Origin of the sequence: Nocardia sp. NPDC049190, from assembly GCF_040648115.1 — a bacterium.
Classification (GTDB): domain Bacteria; phylum Actinomycetota; class Actinomycetes; order Mycobacteriales; family Mycobacteriaceae; genus Nocardia.
Window position 1 is genome coordinate 50263 of the sequence record NZ_JBEZDE010000028.1, and the last position, 24105, is coordinate 74367.

Below are 24105 nucleotides of genomic sequence, written 5' to 3' on the forward strand. Positions count from 1 at the left end.
GCGCACAGGATTTCGGTCAGCTCGAACTCGGCTGACCGAACACTGCCGCGGCCGTGGCCGGATAGTGACGGAGCGCGCGGCCGGCCGCGGCGTCTTCCGCGGCCGCGAGTATTTCGTAGGTTCCGGTCCGCTCGCCCGCCGCGGCGGCTTCGGCTGCTCTGGCGAGGATGGTCTCGTGCGATTCCACAGTGTCCCGGTGGTCGCCGAGTATCGTCTGCAACTGCTTGGCGCGTTTGCCGAGATCGGCGGCGTCGCTGCCGACCGTTTGCGCCGCCGCCTCGCACGAATACCGTAAACGCTTGGCGCTCTTGCGGATATCGTGTAGCCGCTCCACCCGCTCGGCAGCCGCCACCGTCGGTTCTGCGCGGACGAGGGCTTGCAGCCGCTCGAGGTCGCGCCGCAGCACCGTCCCGAAGAAGTCCGCGGCGGTTCCCGCGGCGCGGGAATGGCGCAACGGGGGTTCACCGCGCCAGCGCGACAACTCGCTCCGCAGTTCGCGGTAGCGTGCGTCGTCCAACGCCGTCAGGATCTCCTCGTGTGCCGCGCGGTAGCGGTCTCGTTCGGCCAGCACCAGACGAGCGGTGACAGCGGCCAGGTCATCGGGGGGTCCTTGCTCGGCGTGGTCAGCCAGCAGTGTCTCGAACCGGTCGGCACGCACTTCCGCGTCGCGGGCCGCGCCGAGTAGTCCGGCCAGCCACGTGAGTTCCGCACCCATCGCGGTGACCGTCCCTTTGCCGAACAGCTTGCGATAGGACCGCAGCACGCTGCGTAGCCTGCGGGTGGCCACTCGCATCTGATGCACGGAATCCGGTGCGTCGGAACGAACCTCGGGTTCGGCGGCCAGCAGTCGGTCGATGTCGTCGCGCAACGCGGCGACGAGAGCGTTCCCGGCGGTGGTCATCGTGCCTCACCGTGCCTGCGCGAATCGGTCGGTCGCCTCGACCAGGTGGTGGGTGATGCCCGGCTCGTTCGCCGCGTGCCCGGCGTCGTCGACGAAGTGCAGTACCGAACCGGGCCACGCCCGGTGCAGTTCCCACGCGCTGACCGCCGGACAGACGATGTCGTGGCGGCCGTGCACGATCACGGCGGGGATGTGCGCGATGATGCCGATGTCGCGCAGCAGCTGGCCTTCCTCGAGAAACCCGCCGTGGCGGAAGTAGTGGTTCTCGATCTTGGCGAACGCGAGCGCGAACCGAGGTTCGGCCGTTTCGGCGATCCGATCCGGTCGCGGCAGCAGCGAACTCGTCGCGCTCTCCCAGGTGGACCAGGCGACGGCGGCCGCGCGCGCGACCTCGCTGTCGGCCGAATGCAGCAGCCGGTGATAGGCCTCGACCAAGTCCTGGTTGCGTTCGGCTTCGGGCACCGGTGCGAGGAACTTCGCCCACTCGTCCGGGTAGATGTAGCCCGCGGCGCCGTTGTAGAACCAGTCGATCTCTTTGCGGCGCAACAGGAATATGCCACGCAGCACCAACTCGGTCACCCGTTCGGTATGTCGCTGCGCGTAGGCCAGCGCGAGCGTCGAACCCCAGGAACCGCCGAATACCTGCCAGCGCTCGACGCCGAGATGCTCGCGCAGAGCCTCGATGTCGGCGATCACATGGCCGGTGGTGTTGTGCTCGAGGCTCGCGCCGTCGGCCAGGTGCGGGGTGGACAGGCCGCACCCACGCTGGTCGAACAGCACGATCCGGTACGCGGACGGATCGAAGAACCGCCGGTGGAACGGCACGGTGGCGCCACCGGGACCACCGTGCAGGAACACCACCGGCTTACCCTCGGGGTTCCCGCTGACCTCCCAGTACACCGACTGGCCTTCGCCGACCGCGAGCATGCCGGAGTCGTGCGGTTCGATCTCGGGATAGACGGTCCGCATGTGGCGCGCCCGGATCAGAACGCCAGACCGGAGGCCAGATCGGGGATCCCCAGCGCCTCGATGGCCTGTTGACGCACGTCGGGGCACATCTTGATGGCAGCGCGGTCGATCATGGCCTTGTCGGCCAGTACCGCGCCGTTGATGCCGCCGTTGCGCAGTGCCCACTCGTGCACGAGCGCGTTCAACCCGATCTTGCCCAGCGTGCCACCCTGGATCCGCCAGTTCGACAGTTCCGGTCGGAGCATGTCGCACAGCTGCGTCGCGGAGGCGTCGCTGACGTCCGGACTGGCGGGGGGAGCGGAGGTCGCGCCCGGCATCCCGGTCGCCGAGGCCGTGGTCGAACTCGAGCTTGTGGTCGGCGCGGGGCTCGAATCGCTGCCGCACGCGGTGAGTGCAGCGGCGGCGAACACGCCCGCTATCAGCAGTGTGCTGCGGGAAATCCAACGGCTGTGCGGCATCGGTACCTCTGCTCGTGTCGGTCTTGTCCGCATCGAGTCTGCCATTTTTTCCGCGCAGCGGCCCGTGCCTGGCGGGTTTCGGCCCCGCGTCGGTGCGAATCCGGGTGGTCAGCGGCCATCCCGACGGCGGGCCTGTGCCTGGTCGCCGATGATGTCGACCCCGTGGGTGCGCAGCACCTCGTCGGCACCCGCCACCGGCCGTGGCCGAGCAGTGCGACGCAGACGTGCGCTGCTCGGCCCGGTCATCGGCCGCGCGGGGTGGCGCTTCAGAAGCTGTGTTCCGACCCCGGGAAGACACCCTGGCGCACTTCGTCGGCGTAAGCGGCTGCGGCGGAACGCAATTCGTCACCGACGTGACCGAACCGCTTGACGAACTTGGCGGTCTTGCCGCTGGTGTAGCCAGCCATGTCCTGCCAGACCAGCACCTGCGCGTCGGTATCGGCGCCGGCCCCGATACCGATGGTCGGAATCGTCAGCTTGCGGGTGACCTGCCCGGCCAGCTCCGCGGGCACCATCTCCATGACCACGGAGAACGCGCCCGCTTCCTGCACCGCGATGGCGTCGGCGATCAGTTGCTCGGCGCCGTCGCCGCGGCCTTGGACGCGGAAGCCGCCCAGCGTGTGCACGCTCTGCGGGGTGAAGCCGATATGTGCCATGACGGGGATGCCCGCCGCGGTGATCGACGCGATCTGCTCGGCGACGCGCTCGCCGCCCTCCAGTTTCACCGCGTGTGCTCCGCCTTCTTTCATGAACCGGGTCGCGGTGGCCAGCGCTTGTCGCGGCGAGGACTCGTAGGTGCCGAACGGCAGATCGGCCACCACCAGCGCGTGCGGGGCGCCGCGCGCCACGCCGCGCACCAGCGGGACGAGTTCGTCGACCGTGATCGGCACAGTGGTGTCGTAGCCGTATACGACATTGGCCGCGGAGTCGCCGACCAGCAGCACCGGAATGCCCGCCTCTTCGAACAAGCGGGCCGAGGAGTAGTCATAGGCGGTGAGCATCGCCCATCGTTCGCCTTCGGATTTCATCTGCTGTAGATGGTGCACCCGGGTCTTGCGTAGGGTCTTCTGCCGCTCGGCGGGCACCGCGCCGTAGGCAGGGGTTTCCGAATCGGATACGGACATCGTCGTCCCTTTCGTCTGTGTCGCCTCGGGGCCCGACCGGGTCCCCGGGTTTATCTGACGAACCCCAGTGTGCCACCCGCCACCAGCGCGGATTAAGGGCTGTGACCGGTGCAATTGGTCACAGCGCCGCCCGAGTTCGCCCGATCGGAGCGCCACCGGTTTCCCGATGGCGGTGTCGGTGTTTTCGCGATGGCAATATCAAGGGCATGTCGATGGTGCGCAGTGGGCGCGGTGTGCTCGTGGTGGCGGTGCTGGCGTTGGTCGCGGCGGGCTGCGCCAGCACCCGAGACGAGTCGGGGACCGCGCTGCCCGCGCCGCCGACCGGGCTGGAGAGGTTCTACGGCCAGACGGTGCAGTGGGGCGGCTGCACCGGCTTCGGCGGGCCGGATGACCGCCTGCCGCCCAATGCGGAGTGCGCGCGGATCAGCGTGCCGGTGGACTACGCGGCACCGGACGGGCCGGTCGCGCAGATCGCGGTGTCTCGGATCAAGGCGACCGGTCGGCGCATCGGTTCGCTGCTGGTGAACCCGGGTGGGCCGGGGGAGTCGGGCCTTGCGCTGTCGTCCCTCGGCAATAAGACGCCGCTGGCCGAACGGTTCGACCGGATCGGCTTCGACCCGCGCGGCGTCGGCTCCTCGACCCCCACGATCGTCTGTCAGACCGCCCAGGAGCAGGATGCCGAGCGCGCCGAGCCGCAGCAGGACAACTCACCCGAGGGCATCAGCGACGCGGAGGCCGACAACCGTCGTTACGCCGGCCGCTGCCTCGAGCGGACCGGTAAGGATTTCCTCGCGCACGTCGGCACCAGGGAGGTGGTGCAGGACCTCGACGTCATGCGCGCCGCGCTCGGCGACGCCCAGCTCACCTACCTCGGCTACTCCTACGGCACCAGGATCGGCTCGGCGTACGCGGAGAGATTCCCGACGCGCGTACGCGCTCTGGTGCTCGACGGTGCGATCGATTCCGCACAGGACCCGGTACAGGAGTCGTTGCGGCAGGCGGCGGGTTTCCAGAAGGTGTTCGACGCCTACGCCGCGGACTGCGCGCAGCAGCGGGACTGCCCGCTCGGCACCGATCCGGCACAGGCCGTACCACGATTCCGTGCGCTGGTGAACCCGTTGTGGGACAAGCCTGTCGCGACCACCGATCCGCGCGGGCTCGACTACGACGACGCGCTCACCGGCGTGCGACAAGCGCTGTACTCCGACGAGCTGTGGAAGGTGCTCACGCTCGCCTTGTCCGAACTGCGTGACGGCCGCGGCGACACCCTGCTCTCGCTGGCCGATCTGTATGACGGCCGCCGCGACGACGGGACCTACAGCAACACCACCGACGCGTTCAACGCCATCCGCTGCATGGACGACCCGCGCATCAGCGACCGCGCGGTCACCGGACGGCAGGATGCCGAGTACCGCAAGGCGGCGCCGTTCCTGGACGACGGCCGCGGCACCGGTGCCGCGCCCCTGGAACTGTGCACCGCCTGGCCGGTGCCGAACACGAGTGAACCGCACCGGATCTCGGTGAGCGGGCTACCGAAGACGGTAGTGGTGTCCACGACCGATGATCCGGCGACGCCGTACCAGGCCGGTGTCGACCTGGCCGACCAGCTCGGCGCCGCGCTGATCAGCTATCGGGGCAACCGGCACACGGTGGCGCTGGCGGGTGGCGTGCCGTGTGTTGACGACGCCGTCATCGCCTATCTGGTCGACCTTTCCGAACCGCCGGCGGGGCTCACCTGCTGAACCTGTCGAGACCTGGCCGAACGGTGCGGTACCCCTGGTCGCCGGTCGGTCGCGGCGGCAAACCGCGCAAATCGGATGATCCGCTGGTGTGAATTTTTCTCGGAAGAAACCTGATCCGAATTCTCGAGCGTGTATGTAACACAGATTTAACGCCAAGTGCTTACGCTCGCGGTCATGGATCGCCAGAAGGAATTCGTGCTGCGGACGCTCGAAGAGCGGGACATCCGCTTCGTGCGTCTCTGGTTCACCGACGTCTTGGGCTACCTGAAGTCCGTCGCGATCGCTCCCGCCGAGCTGGAGGGCGCGTTCGAGGAGGGCATCGGCTTCGACGGCTCGGCCATCGAAGGCTTCGCCCGTGTCTCGGAAGCCGACATGGTCGCTCGGCCGGATCCGTCGACTTTCCAGGTGCTGCCGTGGTCCACCAGTAAGGGTCACCAGCACTCCGCGCGCATGTTCTGCGATATCACGATGCCCGACGGCTCGCCGTCCTGGGCCGACCCGCGGCACGTGCTGCGTCGCCAGCTCAACAAGGCGGGCGACGTCGGTTTCAGCTGCTACGTGCACCCCGAAATCGAGTTCTTCCTGTTGAAGAACGGCTCGCACAACGGCATGCCGATACCCGCCGACTCCGGCGGCTTCTTCGACCAGGCCGTGCACGACTCGGCGCCGAACTTCCGCCGCCATGCGATCGACGCGCTCGAGTCCATGGGCATCTCGGTGGAATTCAGCCACCACGAGGGCGCACCGGGTCAGCAGGAGATCGACCTGCGGTATGCCGACGCGCTTTCCATGGCCGACAACGTGATGACGTTCCGCTATCTGATCAAGGAAGTGGCCATCGACGAGGGTGTGCGCGCGACGTTCATGCCCAAGCCGTTCGCCAAGTACCCCGGTTCGGCGATGCACACGCACATGAGCCTGTTCGAGGGAGAGTCCAACGCCTTCGCCGACCCCGATGACCCGATCAACCTGTCGGAGACGGCGCGGGCATTCATCGCGGGCATCCTGGAGCACGCGCCGGAGATCAGCGCGGTCACCAATCAGTGGGTGAACTCCTACAAGCGCCTCATCCACGGCGGCGAGGCGCCCACCGCGGCCTCGTGGGGGCGGTCCAACCGTTCCGCGCTGGTGCGTGTGCCGATGTACACGCCGAACAAGTCGTCCTCGCGCCGCGTCGAGATCCGCAGCCCGGATTCCGCCTGCAACCCCTACCTGAGTTTCGCCGTGCTGCTCGCGGCCGGCCTGCGAGGCATCGAGAAGGGCTACACGCTGCCGCCGGAGGCGGAGGACGACGTGTGGTCGCTGACCACCGCCGAGCGGCGCGCCATGGGCTTCCGCGAGCTGCCCGGCACGCTGGACGAGGCGTTGAAGGCGATGGAGCGCTCCGAGTTGGTCGCCGAGACCCTCGGTGAGCACGTGTTCGACTTCTTCCTGCGCAACAAGCGCAGGGAGTGGGCGGATTACCGCAGCCAGGTGACCCCTTTCGAACTCGAGGAGTACCTGGGGTTGTAACCCGGGGGATGTCCGGCGGCAGCGTGCCGGCGGACATCGCCATGTAATTTGAGATCTATGGTCCGGCCACCGTCTGCCCGCTCCGCTGTCCCCGGTGTCGGTCGGCTCGGATTGCTCGAGCCGACCGCAGCCGCGTCGCTGCGCGAATTGGGCTGGGACAATGTCGAAAGTATCCCGGTGTTGTGGTCGCTGTCGCGCGCGCCGGATGCCGATCTCGCTCTGAGCACGCTCATGCGTCTGCGTGCGAGTGTCGAAACAGGCTGGGACGCACTGGATTCGGCGATCCGCACGGACACCTCACTGCGTGGCAGGCTGTTCGCGCTGCTCGGGTCGTCCAGCGCGTTCGGCGATCATCTGGTGGCGGACCCGTCGGCCTGGGAGGTCTTGCGCCGCACAGCGCTACCGGACCGCGACGAGCTCATTGCCGACCTGCTCGCCGTGGTCGACGCGGTGCCGGAGCAGGGCCCGCACGCGGGCCCGATGCTGTTTCGCGCCGGACGCTGCGGTCCCGAGGTGGTGGCGTGGCTGCGCAAGCGGTATCGCGATCAGCTGATGCTGCTCGCCGCCCTGGACCTGGCGGCCACCGTGGAGAACGAGCCGGTGCTGCCGTACCAGGTGGTCGGCAGGCATCTCACCGCTTTGGCCGACGCCGCCCTGACCGCGGCGCTGTCCGTGGCGGTCGCGCGGGTCTGCAAGAACGAGCCGGTCGCGGTCCAGCTGGCCGTGATCGCCATGGGCAAGAGCGGCGCGTGTGAGCTGAATTATGTCAGCGATGTCGACGTGGTGTTCGTCGCCGAGCCCGCCGACACCACCGCGACCCGGTTGGCCGCCGAGCTGATGAGCGTGGCGAGCCAGGCGTTCTTCGATGTCGACGCGGCGCTGCGTCCGGAGGGCAAGGCGGGAGCGCTGGTTCGGACGCTGGATTCGCACATCGCCTACTACAAGCGCTGGGCGCGTACCTGGGAGTTCCAGGCGCTGCTGAAGAGCAGGCCGATGACCGGTGATCTCGCGCTCGGCGAACAGTACCGGGCGGCGTTGATGCCGATGGTCTGGTCGGCGTCCGAACGCCCCGATTTCGTCGCCGAGGTGCAGGCGATGCGTCGCAGAGTGGAGGACCTGGTGCCTGCCGATCTGCGCGAACGCGAATTGAAGCTCGGACACGGAAGCTTGCGCGATGTCGAATTCGCTGTGCAGCTGCTGCAATTGGTGCACGGCCGGGTGGACGAGACCCTGCACGCACAGGGCACCGTCGAGGCCCTGACCGCGCTGGCCGCAGGTGGATATGTCGGCCGCGACGACGCCGCGAACCTCACCGCTTCCTATGAGTTCCTGCGTCTGCTCGAACACCGGCTGCAACTGCAACGGCTGCGTCGCACGCACACCTTGCCCGCCGCGGACGACGAGGAGGGTATGCGCTGGCTGGCGCGCGCCGCGCATATCCGGCCGGACGGCAGGCAGGACGCGTTGGGCGTCCTCGGCAACGAGATCCGCCGAAACGCGGTACGGGTGCGGCGATTACACGCCAAGTTGTTCTACCGCCCGCTGTTGGAATCGGTGGCCCGGTTGGACTCCGACGCGCTTCGGCTGAGCCCGGAGGCTGCGATCCGGCAGTTGGCCGCCCTCGGCTATGCCGGACCGGAACATGCGCTCGGGCACCTGAGAGCGCTGACCGGCGGGGTGTCGCGTCGTGGACGCATCCAAGCCCTATTGCTGCCGACGTTGCTCGAATGGCTCGGCAACACCCCGAATCCCGATGCCGGCCTGCTGGCCTACCGTCGGGTGTCGGAGGGGCTCGCCGATCAGATCTGGTTCCTGCGCGAGTTACGTGACGAGGGGGCGATCGCGCAGCGGCTGATGATCGTGCTCGGGTCCTCGGGATATCTGCCGGACTTGCTGATCAACGCGCCGGAGACGATTCGGATGTACGCCGACGGCCCCGGCGGTCCGCTGCTGCTGGGTCCACAGACCGAGGACGTCGCACGCGGAATCCTGACCGCCGCCGCCCGGTATGACGACCCGAAACGCGCTGTGGCCGCGGCACGTTCGCTGCGCAGGCACGAACTCGCGCGGGTGGCCTCGGCCGATTTGCTCGGCATGCTCGAGGTGCCGCAGGTGTGCCGGGCGTTGTCGTCGGTGTGGGTCGCGGTGTTGGAGGCGTCGCTGCGCGCGGTGATCCGCGCGAGCGAAGCAGAAATGGGTTGCCCCGCGCCCGCCGATTTCGCGGTGATCGGTATGGGCAGGCTCGGTGGGATGGAGCTGGGTTACGGCTCCGACGCCGATGTGTTGTTCGTGTGTGACCCGAGGCCGGGTGCGGACGAGACCAAGGCAGTCAAATGGGCGATCGGAGTGGCCGACAAAGTACAGCAGCTGCTGGGGGCGCCGAGCACCGATCCGCCGTTGCACGTCGACGCCGGGCTGCGACCGGAGGGTCGCAATGGGGCTCTGGTGCGCACTCTGGCCGCGTACGCCGCGTACTACGGGCAGTGGGCGCAGCCGTGGGAGGTGCAGGCGCTGCTGCGCGCCCATCAGGTCGCGGGCGATCAAGAACTCGGTCTGCGGTTCCTGCACATCATCGACAAGGTGCGTTATCCGCAAGGCGGCGTCTCGGCCGACGCCGTACGCGAAATCCGGCGCATCAAGGCGCGGGTGGACGCCGAGCGGCTGCCACGCGGCGCCGACCCGGCCACCCATACCAAGCTGGGGCGTGGCGGACTCGCCGACATCGAGTGGACGGTCCAGTTGCTGCAGCTGCGCCACGCCCATGACGTGCTCGGCCTGCACAACACCTCCACATTGCAGTCGCTGGACGTGATCGAGGAAACCGAGCTCCTGGACGCTGCCGACGTGGCACTGCTGCGCGACGCCTGGCTCACCGCGACCAACGCGCGCAACGCCCTGGTCCTGGTGCGCGGTAAGCCCACCGACCAGCTACCCGGCCCCGGCCTACTGCTGTCGGCCGTCGCGCGGGTAGCGGGATGGCCCAACGACGACGGCAGCGAGTTCCTCGACCACTACATGCGCGTCACCCGTCGCGCGAAAGCCGTCGTCGAACGCGTCTTCGGTGCCTGACCCGGCTCACCCTCGAACCGGCATCGAGCCGACCGTCAAAAAACCTTGACGACCGATCTATCCTGTGGCGTCGGGCAGAGTTATCTCCGCGCCGCCGGCTATCTCCCGCGCTAATTCGGCGATGCGCGGCGCGTCGAACAAGGTCCGCACGGTCAACGTCACTCCCAGAACATCCCGGATCCGGATAGCCAGCCTGGTGATCAAGAGCGAATGTCCTCCGAGATCGAAGAAACTGTCGTCGATCCCGACTCGTTCCACTCCCAGCACCTCGCCGAATAATGCTGCCAGCAACTTCTCCTGATCGGTGCGCGGCGCCCGATATGCCACATCGGCGTATTCCGGGGCGGGGAGTGCCCGGCGATCCACCTTCCCATTCGCTGTCAACGGTAGGGCGGTCAGCACCATGATGGCCGATGGCACCAGGTATTCGGGCAATCGAGATGAGGCAAACCGACGAAGCGCGCCTGCCGTCACGGCACTGCCGTGTGCGGGCACGATGTAGCCGACCAGCCGTTTGTCGCCGGGTCGGTCCTCGCGCACCACCACCGCCGCGCGCGCCACCGCGGGGTGGGCGACCAGTGCCGCTTCCACTTCGCCCGGCTCGATCCGGAATCCTCGAATCTTCACCTGGTCGTCGACCCGCCCGACGAATTCCAGCTGGCCCGCGCGGTTCCACTGGACGACGTCTCCGGTCCGGTATATCCGTTCGCCGTCGGCGATCGGATAGGGGTTCGCCACAAACCGTGAGGATGTCAGTCCGGTCCGTCCCAGATAGCCTCTGGCCAACTGTGGACCTGCCACGTATAGTTCGCCGGCGACGCCTATCGGGACCGGCCGCAATCGGTTGTCCAGCACAAACACCCGTGTACTCCCGACCGGCGATCCCATCGGCACACTCCGGCCGGTGTCGGACAGCGGGGAACTCATCAAAACGCACACAGTTGCCTCGGTCGGCCCGTACCCATTGACCATCCGCCGGGTTGCTGACCACCGGCCGACCAACTCCGGAGTGCACGGCTCGCCCGCGGCAACGAGATGGGTAACGGACGGTAGTTCCGCCGGGTGAATCCCTTCGAGCACACCGGGGGTGAGAACCGCATGGGTCACTCGGCATCCGGTTATCAGGTCGGCGAGCTCAGCACCGACCACCCGGCTCTGCACGGGCACCACGAGTGTGGCCCCGGATCCGAGTGCCAGTAGCAGTTCGAAGAACGCGGCGTCGAAGCTGGGGGAGGCGAACTGCAACACGCGACTGGTGTCGTCGACGTCGAGTAGATCATGCTGGGCCGTCAGCAGATCGGCGACGCCGGTGTGGGTGATGATGACGCCCTTGGGGATGCCCGTCGATCCAGAGGTATAGATCACGTAGGCCGCGTCGAGCGGACTCGACAGGCGTAGCCGGTCGATATCGGTGACCGGGGCGCTGTGGTGCCCGCTTACGAGCCTGGCCGTGTCAGCGGTGTCCAGTACGAGCACCGGAATGTCCGGCGGTACATCGATGGAATCCGGCAGCAACACCGATTCGGCTGTGCTGGACCGGGCCAGAATCAATCGTACGGCGGCATCGCCGAGCATGAACCCGATGCGTTCACGCGGGTAGGCGGGATCGATCGGCAGATACGCTCCGCCCGCTTTCGATACGGCCATGATTGCCACGATCATTTCCACTGACCGCGGCAATACGATGGCGACGATCGTCTCCGGGCCGACGCCGTAGTCGATCAAAACCCGCGCCAACCGGTTGGACCAGCGATCCAGCTCCAGGTAGGACAACGACCGATCACCGGAGGCCACCGCGGTGGCCTCCGGCACGCGAGCGACTTGACGGGCGAACAACTCCGCGACCGTCAACGGTACCGGCCCGACACGGTTGCCGGTGTTGCTCCACTCCACCAGCAACCTATGCCGCTCCACGTCGTCGAGCAGATCGATCGACCGTATCCGAGCGCCCGAATCGGCCACGACAGCTTCGAGCACCCGCCGCAGACGAGTGATCAACATCTTGACGGTGAGGGAGTCGAACAGATCGGTCCGAAATTCCACCACGCCGTCCACTTCGACACCGCCCGCGCCGAGACCGCCGCGTTCGGTCATGCTGAAGGCCAAATCCATTCGGACGGTGCCGGTATCGACGAACTCCGAGCGTCCCTGCAGATCGGGCCCCAGACCTTCGGTCGACACGGGATCGGCCCGCTCGGTGTTGTCCCAGGCGAGCATCACTTGGAATATCGGGTGGTGGGCCGTCGACCGCGTCGGATTGAGGGCCTCGACGAGTTGCTCGAATGGCAAATCCTGATGAGCGTAGGCGTCCAGGCAGCGTTCCCGCACCTGAGTGAGAAGCTCCGCGAAAGCGGGATCGCCGGAGACATCCGTCCGCAGCACCAGAGTGTTCACGAAGAACCCGACCGATTCGTCGAGCGCCTCGTCGGTGCGTCCGGCGACCGGCGAACCTATGACGATGTCGTCGCCGCCGCCCAGACGCGACAGCAGCACCGCCAACGCCGCGTTGACAACCATGAATACGCTGGCCCCGTGCGCTCGGGCCAATCTCTCCAATCCCGCACACAATTCGCCGGACCACGAAAAATGCTCGGCTGCGCCGAAATACGAGACAACTGGGGGAAAGGGTCGATCAACCGGCAACATGATTCGCTCCGGTGTTCCGGCCAAGGTTTGTTTCCAGTAACTCAGTTGCTCGGCGATCCGACTGTTCGGATCGGTCTGCTCGCCGAGCAGATCCTGTTGCCACAGCGTGTAATCCACATATTGCACCGGCAGCGGCGCCCATTCCGGATCTCGACCCGCCCGGCGTGCCACATACGCCTGACCGATGTCCCGCCACAGCGGTCGTATGGACCAACCATCAGCGGCAATGTGATGGACCACGACAACCAGCAGATGCCGGTCCACGTCCACGTCGATCAGCGACGCCCGCACCGGAATCTCGGACTCGAGATCGAAGGCATGGCGCACCGCGTCGGCTACCGCTGTCTCCGTCGAGACCGGCGAGGAGAACATCAACCGCGGACGAACGTCCGCGGCCGGCAACACACGCTGATACGGGACACCGTTGCGGTGTGGGTATACCGTGCGCAGGCTTTCGTGTCTGCCCACCACATCGACCAACGCGGCCTGTAAGGCCGCCGTATCCACCACTCCGGTCAACCGCACAACCATCGGCAGGTTGTAGGTCGCCGAAGGCCCTTCCAGCCGATGGAGGAACCACAGCCGCCGCTGTGCGAACGACAACGGTACTTCCTTGGGACGGTCTGCGACCGTCAATACGGGACGCACTCGCACGCCATTGTCGAGTCGAGCCGCCAACTCGGACACTGTGGGTGTGTCGAACAAGTCCCGCACACCCAACTCGATTCCCGACACCACGCGTACTCGATTGGCCAGTCTCGTCGCCGAGAGCGAATGTCCACCCATATCGAAGAAACTGTCGTCGATCCCGACCCGTGCCACCCCCAACACCTCCGCGAACAATCCCGTCAGTATCTTCTCCCGCTCGGTGCGCGCCGCCCGATATGTCTTGCTGGTGAATTCCGGGGCCGGCAACATGCGACGGTCCAACTTGCCATTCGATGTCAGTGGGAACCGATCTACCACAACGACCGCCGCAGGCATCATATAGGCCGGCAATCGGGACGACAGAAATGCCCTCAGAATGCTTGGCAACGCGGTGATTTCGCGGGAGCGCACGGGTCGGTTGGTGAGCTCGGCCGCAGCGAATTCGCCGGTTTTCCTCGGCGTGTACGCACCTATCCATGATGCGGTGGTGACCACCTCCGGTCTGCACAAGACGACGTCGAACCGCTCCGGGACATTCGACCAGGTCATAACGGCCCGATAGTTGTGCTCGGCGGCCAGGCGGCTGAGTTCGAACGGGTCGATCCACTCTCGATGCGAGGGTGACGCGTCGAGATCGGCGAACGCGGCGTCGAGCGACCCGCCGCTGCGTAATCTGCGCTCGGCCATGATTTCCGGAAACAAGCGACTGTTGGGAATGCCGTCTACGCGAAGCATCGGAGGCGAATCGGCGCGCAGTTGGCGGATGAGTTCATCGATGCCGATCCCCGGGTGTCCCCACTCCAGCCGTCGTGCCTCGGCGAGTAGCTGCTGCGCCGCGCTGGGACGGCTGCGAAGTATCACATCGTATCGGTAGCGCGTCAGCTCATTGTGATGAGCGCCGTCCTTTATTCGTATATCGGCGCCCGCGAGGCCGACGGTATCGTCTGCGAAATTCACGAAGAAGTCCGGATCGACCATCAACTCCTGCGTTGTGGTCCTGGCCCGTTCAGCGGCTGTCAGCGCCGCCGTCGGCGTCGTGTCCCGCCCGGCATGATGTAGCTCGACCGCGGTGTGGAAACAACTGGAAAGGCGCATGTTTCGAACGTCGCCGATAAATATCACACCGTGCGTTCTCAGCAGCCGGACAGCCGAGCGCAGGACGTCGACCAGATATTCTGCGTGCGGGAAGTACTGGACAACCGAATTGATGACAACCGCGTCGAAGAAGTTCTCCGGCAGACCGTGGATGTCATCCGCGGCTTGGCAACGCAAATTTACCGCGGCCGCCAGGTCGGGTCGTTCCTCGAGCTGGTGTCGCAGGCGATCGATGACCGTCGGGGAAACATCGGTGCCCCAGTAACTTTCACACGTCGGCGCGACTTCGCTCAGGATCAGGCCGGCGCCGACGCCGATTTCCAGGATCCGTGCCGGACCGAGTTCCATGATCCGTTGTACGGTCGCCGCGCGCCACTCGCGCATCTCGGCCCGCGGAATCGGTTGATCGGTATAGCTGCTGTTCCAGCCGGCAAAGTCTGCTCCGAGCACTGGAATGTCGGGTGCGTTGTAGATATCGTCATAAACTTGCCGCCACGCCTCGACATGCTCGACATCTCTGGTCTTCGCGAGTATTCCGTGTGCGGGCACGATGTAGCCGACCAGCCGTTTGTCGCCGGGTCGGTCTTCGCGCACCACCACCGCCGCGCGCGCCACCGCGGGGTGGGCGACCAGTGCCGCTTCCACTTCGCCCGGCTCGATCCGGAATCCTCGAATCTTCACCTGGTCGTCGACCCGCCCGACGAATTCCAGCTGGCCCGCGCGGTTCCACTGGACGACGTCTCCGGTCCGGTATATCCGTTCGCCGTCGGCGATCGGATAGGGGTTCGCCACAAACCGTGAGGATGTCAGTCCGGTCCGTCCCAGATAGCCTCTGGCCAACTGTGGACCTGCCACGTATAGTTCACCGGCGACGCCTATCGGGACCGGCCGCAATCGGTTGTCCAGCACAAACACCCGTGTACTCCCGACCGGCGAGCCGATCGGCACAGCGGCCTGACCAGGGGCCTGCGATAGGGTGAACGAGGTAATCGCGACGGTTGTTTCAGTCGGACCGTAACCGTTGATGATGCGAACGCCGGGGATATGCGCCAGGGTTTTCTCGACGAGTGCCGCCGTCAGCGGCTCGCCGATGAAGACGACAGCTTTCGCGTCGAGTTTCACCGCATCGGATTGTCCGATCAGCTCACCGAATGCGGAGGGCGCGACGCTGAGGATATCGCCCTTCCACGAAGGGCGTTCGACCAGTGTCAGAATATCGCGGACGACTTCGATGCTGCCGCCCGTGGTCAGCGTGCAGAAAACCTCGAACACAGACACGTCGAAGGTCAATGAGGTACTGGCGAGGACGCGTGATTCCGCTGTCATCTTTATCCGAGATGACAATTCGCGAATCGCCGTCATCGCGCTGTGATGCGTGATGACGACCCCTTTGGGTTTGCCCGTGGATCCCGAGGTGTAAATGACATACGCCGGGTTGTGCCGGTGCAGTGGGAACCGGCGATCGCTGTCGGTGATGCGCTCGTCATGCTGCTCAGCCATGAGTCGAACTGTCTCGGCGTCGTCGACTGCGAGTACCGATACCGCGGTCGGCAGGTGGATCGCACTCGGGCGCATGACCGACTCGGCTGTCGTGGAATCGGTCAGGACCAGACGCGCGGCGGCGTTGGTGAGCATGAACCCGATCCGCTCGCGGGGATGGCTGGGGTCGATCGGCAGATATGCCCCGCCCGCCTTGATCACCGCCAGAATCGCGATGATCATCTCCAGCGATCGCGGCAGCATCACCGCCACGATCGCCTCTGGACCGATACCTCGATCGATCAGAACCCGTGCCAGCCGGTTGGACTCGTGATCGAGCTCCGCATACCGCAGCGAGCGATCTTCGAATATCGCTGCGACCGCGTCCGGTGTTCGATCCGCCTGACCGGCGAACAAATCCGCAACTGAAGGCGACACCGCTGGAGAGTCGGTCCCTGTTCTCGACGTGTCCGGGTCGGGGTGTCTCGAATCCGCTGTAGTCAGTGTCGGTGATCGGTGGGGGAGAATTAGCATCATCGATGCGATCAGGCCTATCAGCAAGATCGCGGCGGGCAGATAGGTCGATTGGCTCAACGCCGCACTGAACGGAGGTTTCAGGAACTCGGGGACCTGCCAGGCGCCGCCGGCTGGCGATGACGAGATTCCCTGTGCTGTCATCCGAACGGTGATCAACGCGCCGATCGTCGCGCTGCCCAGGACCGAGCCGACCATCCGGGTGGTGTTGTAGACGCCCGCGCTCGCGCCGGCGTGGAGCACGGGCAGGTCGCGTGTGGCGGCGGCCGATAGCGGTGCCCAGATACAAGTCGCCGCGAGCCCCATTGCGACGCTCGAGAGCACAATCTGCCGAATTGCGGTGTCCGGTGTCATTGCGGACGCCAGCCACGCCATCGAAGCGGCGAACAGAAGGAAACCGAAGCTCGGAATGGCACGCGGGTGCATGTGATCGGCCTGTCTGCCGACGAACGGGCCCGCGATGCCGGTGACGACCGCCATCGGGGCCAACGCCATAGCCGCTGCCGTCGGCGACAGATCCCGCACCGCCTCCAGGTAGAAGTACGCCGGCACCATCAAGGCGGTTTCCGCCGCACCTGCTGCGCACACCGCGACGTTGGCCGACGCGAAATTTCGATAGCGGAACAGCCCCAGTGGCACCAATGGCTCGTCTTTGCTGTGCGCCTGGTTCACGACGAACCCGACCAGCACCGTGAGTCCCGCGCCGATGGATGCCCAGACGCCCGCCGACCAGTGGTAGGTGTTGCCCTGCTGAATGCCGAACACCAACAACGTCATACCGACCGCACTGAGTGCCACACCAGGAAGATCGAGTCGATGCGTGTGTGTCGGCAACGAGGGCACCAGCCAGACCGCCGCGGCGAACGCCGTGACCCCCATCGGAATGTTGACGAAAAATATCCACTGCCAGCCGATCCGGTCGACCAGCACGCCTCCGATGATCGGGCCGACCAGCATGGACAGCCCACCGACCGAAGCCCACAGGCCCGTCGCCGCGCCGCGCGACTCCGGCGGGAACGTCCGGGTGAGCACTGCCATCGTCTGCGGCGTCATCAACGCTGCGCCGATACCCTGCGCCGCGCGTGCGGCGATCAGCATTTCGATGGACTGCGACAAGCCGCACCACGACGAGGCGGCGGTGAAGACGACCAGACCGACCAGATAGACACGCTTGGGCCCGAACCGATCTCCGAGCCGCCCGGTCAGCAACAGGGGCACCGTATAGGTGAGCAGATAGGCGCTCGTAACCCAGACCACGCTGGGCATGTCAGCATTCAGATCCGCTTTGATCGCGGGGGTGGCGACCGCAACGATCGTCATGTCCAACAGGATCATGAAGAAACCGACCAACAGCGCCCAGAGCGCAGGAAACGGATTGTGTTCAGCGGCCAAGGCTGTTCCTTAGTCTATTTCTTGGGCTTGTCGATTCGGCGCCCTAGGCATCGTGAGGGTATTTCCGAGTTCGTCGTTGCCCCAGCGCTCCCCTCCGCGGCGAGCTGGGGCAACTCCGGTGCGCATTCGGCGGCATATCCCGTGCGACTGCGCGTCTGTCGACCATCCAGTCGGCGACATCGCCCGCGGTTGTGTTGTCCGACATCGCACTGACCGGCTCGGCGAGCGTATTGCCCTTGGGAGCACTGTATCTGGAGCTATGTCCATGCGTAGTGTACGCGCATCGCGGTTGTGGCTGCGTTGTCCCCGACATCAGCTGCCACCCGCTGGCAGACCGGCGACGTCATCGCCGCGGACTCTGTGCAGAACCGCAGGTGTTCGATGTTGCTGTCGCACGCGTCCGGTCTGCTCCTGCCCAATGTCAGTCCTCCCGTACGACACAGCGCAATCTGTCGACATGTCAACATATGTGGCTTCAGAAGGAATTCCTTCACATCAGTTGACGGTCCCGATTGCACCATGCCTGGTCTGGCCTGTCAACAGTCGTCCAGCGATAATGGTTCGGAGGCATTCCAGTTGAGGGGAAGGCGACCGGTGGACGAAACGGGCACAACGTTGGCGTCGAGATTGACCCACCTGTTCGACGTCGTGCGCAGGCCGGACGGTCGCGAGTTCAGCAACGAGGAGGTCGCCACCGCGATCGCCCGCCATCAGGGGGTGAAGATGTCAGGCTCCTATGTCTGGTACTTGCGCACCGGTCAACGGGACAATCCGACCTTTCGGCACTTGAGCGCGCTTGCTCGATTCTTCGGGGTTCCCCCCGCGTACTTCTTCGACGATGAGACCAGTCGCGAGGTCGACGCGGAGCTGGGTCTGCTGGCTGCCATGCGGGACGCGGGCGTACGCGATGTGGCGCTGCGCGCGGCGGGCCTGTCTGCCGAGAGTCTGGCGGCGGTCACTGACGTGATCAACCGTTTCCGCCGTTTGGAGCGACTGCCCGCAGGCCCGTCCGGCGACCGGTAGCGCGCGAAGAACTTCGACTGCCATGCGGACTACGGATTTGCGGAAGCGCTGCGAAAGACGAATCGATGTGCTCGGGCTACCGGTTCGTTTCGGTATCGACGAGGTGTGCGACCGGCTGGCCAGTCATGTGGGCAGACGGATCGAGCTGATCCCGATGGCCTTGCCGCCGGCAAGTCCACTCGGGTTGCTGATCACCGACGAGCACGGGCATTCCGTCATCTACGAGGAATCCGCCAGTCCGATTCACCGCCAGCAGATCATCTTTCACGAGTTCGCGCATCTGCTTCTCGGTCACCGGGGCCGGCCGATCGGCGATGATCGACGGCACTGCATGTTCGTGCACATCGCCCAGGGGATCCAGGGACAGGTTCTGGCCAGGTCCTGCGGATCGACCGAGCAGGAGACCGAGGCGGAGATGACGGCGACGTTGCTGCTGCGGCGCGCGCACCGGTCGAGTCAGCCGGTCACCATCGCTGCCGATCCGACGATCGCCGGCATAGTCCGCCGCCTGGACAACTCCCTGTGACCCCCGACCCGATTCTCCTCATCCTGCTCACGGCGTTCGCTTGCGTCGCTGTCCTGGCCATCAAGGCTCGCGACATCATGCGGGATCCGGGCAACGGGATGCACCGTGCGAGTGCGCTTTTCACTGGTGCGATCCTGGCGACCATGATGTTCTGGCTCGAATCCGATGCCATCGAGCGCCGCACCCGTATTCCGACGATCGGCATTCTGCTCAGTGACATCACGGCGATGCTCGCGGTGTGCGCGACCCAGATATGGTTCGTGTACCTCACGACCCCGACCGAGATCGCGCGCCGCAGGTCGCAACTGTGTCTTGCGGGATTCGTTGTCGTCGTCGCCGCAGTCGTCTCGCTGTTCGCCGCGTTCCCACCGGCGTGCGCGAACTGCGCCCGGTATCGGTATCTGTTCATCTGCTACGGCGGTGTCAGCGCCGTAGCTGCGGTCGTGTTCGGGTTCCGCTACGCCGTGCTCACCGCGAAGCCGTGGCTACGCATCGGATTCCGCGTCATCGCTATAGGCGGAATCGCTGTGATAGCACGCCTGGCCTTCCTCGGCTACGTACTCGTCGCGGCCGATCTCCGCCACCCGCCCCTGCCGATGTACACCACTGTCGACGGGCTGCTCACGGCAGCCGGATTACTCATCGTCATCGCAGGGATGGCGCTGCCTTCGGGTGGCGAATTCCTCGGGTCGCTGCTTCATGCGTACCGATGCCACCGCACCGAACGGCGACTCATTGCGCTGAGCCGGCATCTGACATCCGTCGCCGGCACGGCGAGCGCTGTGCCCCTTCCGATTGGCCGCGAGTGGAATCCTCTACGAGACGCTGAATTTCGGCTTTGTCGCCGGGTCGTCGATATTCGGGACGCGCAATTGGCGTTGCGCGGGTATGCCGATCCACGGGCGCGGCAACTCGCCGCCGAACAGTCCGACGCGCTCGGCCTGCCGGACCGCGAACGCGGCCCGATGATCGAGGCGGCCGTCATCGCGGCGGCGATGACAGCGAAGCAAGCAGGCGACCCGCCCCGGCACAACACGACGATGACCCTGTTCGTTGAACACGACGGCACCGACACGCTGCTCGATGAAGCCAGATGGCTGGAACATGTCGGTCGCGCACTGCGATCCTTCGAGGGTGTGCGCTCCGACACGGCCCGGTGACCGCTCAGCGTACGTTCACCGGCTGTCAGGGTGGTCGTGCCAGTGCGTTCCGGCGGCGTTCAGCGGTGCACTGGAGAGATCGCAGACCGCGTACGCGTGGGTCATCACCGCGGCGCTGTTGGCCAATGCCGCGTCCACCCCGATCTGGGGCAAACTGTCCGATCTGTTCAACAAGAAGCTGCTGGTCCCGTCGGCCCTCGTCCTCTTCGTCGGCGGCTCGATCATTGCCGGCCTCGCGGGCAATGTGCCGGTGCTGCTGGCCGCGCGGGTCATCCAGGGAATCGGCATGGGTGGGTTGACCGCGGGCTCGGCGATCGCGTGGGTTGACCGCAGGTGCGCACCGCGGAGGGGGGCCGGTTCCGAATGCGGTGACGACGGTGACGGATATCAGGGGCGCCGGATCGCCTGCGCCGTCGTCGAGGAGACCAGGGCGGTGGGCATTGAGCTGTTGCCTGCGGCGGCTCAGCAAGCTGTCGGCGCGACCGCCGGATTCGACGTGGTGAATTCCAATCTGGCTGCGCCTGCCCCGGTGCGCGGCAGCACGATTGCGGTTCCATGTTCACGCCGCCACGTTCGCGGTACCGCGACCAGGTTTTCGCCCGCTGTCATGACCAGGACGAGTCCGTCATAGCGGTAGTGGTAGGCGGCGGCCGCGTCGGTACACGCAATCCTGCGAACCCCGGGAACATTCAGATCGAGTGCCTTTTCGGTGTACACAGTGAGGCCGGCGGCCCTCGGCAAGGTCACGCTCTCGAACTCGATGGCGCGTCCGCGACCCACAGCGAGCGAGTAGTCCGTTGCCCCCCAGAAGAAGCTGCCGCCCACGAGGAGGAAGATCAAACCCCACTCGAACGGCGCCGTCGAGTGCGCCGGAGTCGCCGATTCGGTCGAGAGCTTCCGGCGGCGCGCGACGACGACGCTCCACGTCAACAACAGTCCGACGATCACGCAGGACGGCGCCACCCCCAGCGCCTGATTCATCGGCGTCTCGAACCTCAAGCGGGACAATCCGTTGATCAACAACAGCACGCCCACGATCGCCGCACCGGGCAGGATCCCTCTCGGCCAGCGGCCTTGCCGAAGCCGTCTCGGTAACGCGACCCAGCCCCACATCACCGCGAGGGTAGCCGCCGCATACGCCGCGAGCGGAACGAACAATCCGTCCGCGCTGCGCATGACGTAGTCGGTGGTGGTGAGTCCGAGCACCGCCGAGTCCACACCGAAATACCCGCAGAACCCGCGCGCATGGAAGAACCCCCAGTAGAACAGCAGCCCGGCCAACAGTGTCGCTGGCGCCACGAATTGTCCGACGACCTGTGCCATCTGCGGAAGCCCCGCGAACACCGATCCGCGGCCCTCGCCTTCGGGCTCAGCCATTGCTGGTCGTCGTCGCAGCCGCGGGCGGTGCGGGCGTCGTCGACGTCGCCACGGTAGATGCGGGCGCCTTCGATGTCGTCGTAATTTCATGGGATGTGGGTGGTGCGTTTGTGGTCGGCGCCTCATCGCTTCGGCACCTCTTCGTATAGACGGTCAGCGTCTCGCCGGAGTTGATCGTCTTCGCCGGCTCTCCGGTATACGCAGGGGCGGGATAGATTCCGACGAACGAGACGGTTCCCTCGGGGGTCGGGTGCGCCGGACTTCCACACGTCGGTGTCGGTTGGGTCAGGTCCTCCTTCGTCACGACCGTGACGCAATCCGCTGAGAGCTTGACAGCTGCGCAGTTCGCCGCGAACCGATCACGCATCGTGTCCACGATGTCGGAGGCGCGCTGGCCGGGATTGAATTCGTAGGAGCCGAGGTCGACCGGGATTCCTCTCGCGCTCGCGCCGCCCCTGCTTCCACCAGGGTTGCCGGGAGCGCCTCCGGATTCGCCCCTATTGTCGGGGGCAGGCCTTCCCGCGGTGCCGGATTCGGCCGGGGTGCTGGGGGTGGGTTCGGTTTCGCCGATTGGATTGCCCTGTTGTGTGCTGCTACTGAAGGTGGACTCTGCACCAGACGAATTCCCGTCTCCACACCCCGCGACTGCCGTCAGAGTCGCGGCGAGGATCAGAACCAGTGCCGAACTTCGCATTCCGAGAACCCCCGCTGAATGTCGTCGCCCGCCCCCGGGCGGCCGGACGAGCACTTCGACTGACATGGATCAGTCAGCGAATACCTATTCTTCGCCCATGACGCGGTCCGTGCGAGGGTATTGACCGAACCGACCGAGGCCTACTTACCGAGCCATTCCGAGCAGCGGTGTGTCGCGGTGGTCAGCCGATGCAGCCGCGTTCGCTGGAACAGGACGGGTGCAGCAGCGTTGCACCGCAACGATGTCGCGATCAATCAGAACACGCTCGCGCACGCGGAGTCGCCGCAGTCGAACTCGACATCGAGGTAGTGCAGCCAACCGCAATACATACAGCTACCTACCGTCGAAATATCCTGCACTGAAATGACTTCAACAGTTGCACACGGACAAACCCACAGTCGCCCGTGCCCTGGAGAACTCCTGGCCGGCTGCGCACCGGCGCTCAGCTCGATAACGCACCGGACCCGCGTGAACCCGCTGATCGGCGAACAAGCAACCTCCGCCCCATCCCTGCTACCACCACACACCCACCATGTCGCCGAAACGCCAACCCGAGACAGCCGAGACCAGTCGCACAACCCAAACACCCCTCGCCAACTCACCATTGACCCCGCTACCCGCCCGCTCGCTCGCCGAGCGCAGTGGAATGGCTGTTGTTCTGTCCCTGACGGCCGCCAGTCGACTGCGTTCGAACGAAGATCTTCAGGATGGACCCGAACTCGAGGGCAGAAGGTGCGCAACCCGCGAGGAAGGGGCCGGTTGTAGCGGCAGTGGTCGTGATCTCGGGCCTTTCGTGGAGGCAATTGTGATTGCGCGGCTCGACGTTGTCTGGAGCGCGTGGGTCGGCTTGCACATGTAGCGCAGGCCGAGCGCGTCGCGGGCGAGGTCCCAAATATGGGTCAGTTGCCCTGATATTGGTGGGTTATGACTACACCGGATGATTTCGAATTCGAGGCCGTCTACCAAGGCAAAGACGGTCCGTTCGGGCCTGGCGTGAAACCGCCCTGGAGCATCGGGGAACCCCAGCCGGAACTCGCTGTGCTGATCGAGCAGGGCAAATTCCATGGCGATGTCCTCGATGTCGGGTGCGGCGAGGGGGCGATCTCACTGGATCTGGCCGAGCGGGGTTACACCACCGTGGGATTGGATCTGTCGCCGACGGCGATCGAGCTGGCCGGCGCCGAGGCCACCCGACGCGGGCTGGCCAACGCTTCCTTCGAGGTCGCCGACATCAGCTCGTTCACGGGCTACGACGGCCGCTTCGGCACCATTGTCGACAGCACGCTGTTCCATTCGATCCCGGTTGCGTCGCGGGAGGGCTATCAGCAGTCGATCGTGCGCGCCGCCGCGCCGGGCGCGTCGTATTTCGCGCTGGTGTTCGACCGGGCCGCCTTGCCCGACGTGCCCGAACAAGGGCCGCCGGCGCCGGTCACCGCCGACGAGCTTCGTGCGGTGGTGTCGAAGTACTGGGTGATCGATGAGATCAGGCCGGCGCGAATTCATGGCAACCTTCCGGTGGGCGATTTCGGGATGCCGGGAGAACCCAGTATTCGGTTCGAGGGCATACGCGACGAGCCCAGCGGCCGTAAGTCGGTTCCAGCGTGGCTGCTGTCGGCCCATCTGGGCTGATTTCTCCACGCAGCGAGTTCGCGGGCGCATCGCCAGCCCGGGCAGGAGACAGGGAAGTGCCCGGGCTCCCGATCGTTGTTGTGCCCCTGAGGTTCACCAGCTTCCTCGGCATCGTGTGGAAGTGGCC

General features: G+C 65.8%; 13 protein-coding genes and 1 pseudogene. 8 read left to right on the forward strand and 6 right to left on the reverse strand.

What is annotated here, in order from left to right:
* Positions 1-16 precede the first annotated feature (16 nt).
* The 4 genes from AB0B25_RS22920 to panB form a co-directional block, all read right to left on the reverse strand.
* Positions 17-901: a CHAD domain-containing protein gene (locus AB0B25_RS22920; protein WP_357182910.1), complete on the reverse strand. Its 885-nt coding sequence runs from the start codon at positions 899-901 to the stop codon at positions 17-19.
* A 6-nt stretch (positions 902-907) separates the two neighbouring features.
* The gene (gene pip / locus AB0B25_RS22925; RefSeq protein WP_357182913.1) at positions 908-1870 is read right to left on the reverse strand and encodes a prolyl aminopeptidase; all 963 of its coding nucleotides are present in this window, start codon (positions 1868-1870) and stop codon (positions 908-910) included.
* Positions 1871-1884: 14 nt separating this feature from the next.
* On the reverse strand, positions 1885-2328 hold the full coding sequence (locus AB0B25_RS22930) for a hypothetical protein (protein ID WP_357182915.1): 444 nt from the start codon (positions 2326-2328) through the stop codon (positions 1885-1887).
* A gap of 266 nt (positions 2329-2594) precedes the next feature.
* Entirely contained in the window at positions 2595-3452 is an 858-nt protein-coding gene (panB, locus tag AB0B25_RS22935; RefSeq protein ID WP_357182918.1) for a 3-methyl-2-oxobutanoate hydroxymethyltransferase, read from the reverse strand.
* 212 nt (positions 3453-3664) lie between these two features.
* Here panB and AB0B25_RS22940 point away from each other — a divergent pair, with 212 nt between their 5' ends.
* The 3 genes from AB0B25_RS22940 (at position 3665) to AB0B25_RS22950 (ending at position 9775) form a co-directional block, all read left to right on the forward strand.
* Positions 3665-5194, forward strand: a complete 1530-nt coding sequence (locus AB0B25_RS22940) for an alpha/beta hydrolase (RefSeq protein ID WP_357182999.1) — start codon at positions 3665-3667, stop codon at positions 5192-5194.
* Positions 5195-5368: 174 nt separating this feature from the next.
* Positions 5369-6706: a glutamine synthetase family protein gene (locus tag AB0B25_RS22945; RefSeq protein WP_357076214.1), complete on the forward strand. Its 1338-nt coding sequence runs from the start codon at positions 5369-5371 to the stop codon at positions 6704-6706.
* Positions 6707-6763: 57 nt separating this feature from the next.
* A complete protein-coding gene (locus AB0B25_RS22950) occupies positions 6764-9775 on the forward strand; it encodes a bifunctional [glutamine synthetase] adenylyltransferase/[glutamine synthetase]-adenylyl-L-tyrosine phosphorylase (RefSeq protein WP_357182921.1) in 3012 nt (1003 codons plus the stop codon).
* A 57-nt stretch (positions 9776-9832) separates the two neighbouring features.
* Here the strand turns inward: AB0B25_RS22950 and AB0B25_RS22955 are convergent, their stop codons facing one another.
* A complete protein-coding gene (locus AB0B25_RS22955) occupies positions 9833-17569 on the reverse strand; it encodes an amino acid adenylation domain-containing protein (protein ID WP_357182924.1) in 7737 nt (2578 codons plus the stop codon).
* A gap of 594 nt (positions 17570-18163) precedes the next feature.
* Between AB0B25_RS22955 and AB0B25_RS22960 the strand changes: the two genes are divergently transcribed.
* The 4 genes and pseudogenes from AB0B25_RS22960 to AB0B25_RS22975 form a co-directional block, all read left to right on the forward strand.
* The gene (locus AB0B25_RS22960; protein WP_357182927.1) at positions 18164-18592 is read left to right on the forward strand and encodes a helix-turn-helix domain-containing protein; all 429 of its coding nucleotides are present in this window, start codon (positions 18164-18166) and stop codon (positions 18590-18592) included.
* A gap of 22 nt (positions 18593-18614) precedes the next feature.
* A complete protein-coding gene (locus tag AB0B25_RS22965; protein ID WP_357182930.1) occupies positions 18615-19118 on the forward strand; it encodes a hypothetical protein in 504 nt (167 codons plus the stop codon).
* Positions 19115-20278, forward strand: coding sequence for an MAB_1171c family putative transporter (locus tag AB0B25_RS22970; protein WP_357182932.1), 1164 nt, complete (start codon positions 19115-19117; stop codon positions 20276-20278). Before AB0B25_RS22965 ends, AB0B25_RS22970 begins: the two co-directional genes overlap by 4 nt.
* Positions 20279-20348: 70 nt before the next feature.
* Positions 20349-20582, forward strand: a pseudogene (locus tag AB0B25_RS22975) (MFS transporter); the annotation flags it as partial.
* A 158-nt stretch (positions 20583-20740) separates the two neighbouring features.
* On the opposite strand, the gene AB0B25_RS22980 reads toward AB0B25_RS22975, so the two are convergent.
* Complete coding sequence (locus AB0B25_RS22980) at positions 20741-21655, reverse strand: hypothetical protein (RefSeq protein ID WP_357182935.1); 915 nt, start codon at positions 21653-21655, stop codon at positions 20741-20743.
* A gap of 1618 nt (positions 21656-23273) precedes the next feature.
* Here AB0B25_RS22980 and AB0B25_RS22985 point away from each other — a divergent pair.
* A complete protein-coding gene (locus AB0B25_RS22985) occupies positions 23274-23978 on the forward strand; it encodes a class I SAM-dependent methyltransferase (protein WP_357182938.1) in 705 nt (234 codons plus the stop codon).
* The last annotated feature ends 127 nt before the right edge of the window (positions 23979-24105 follow it).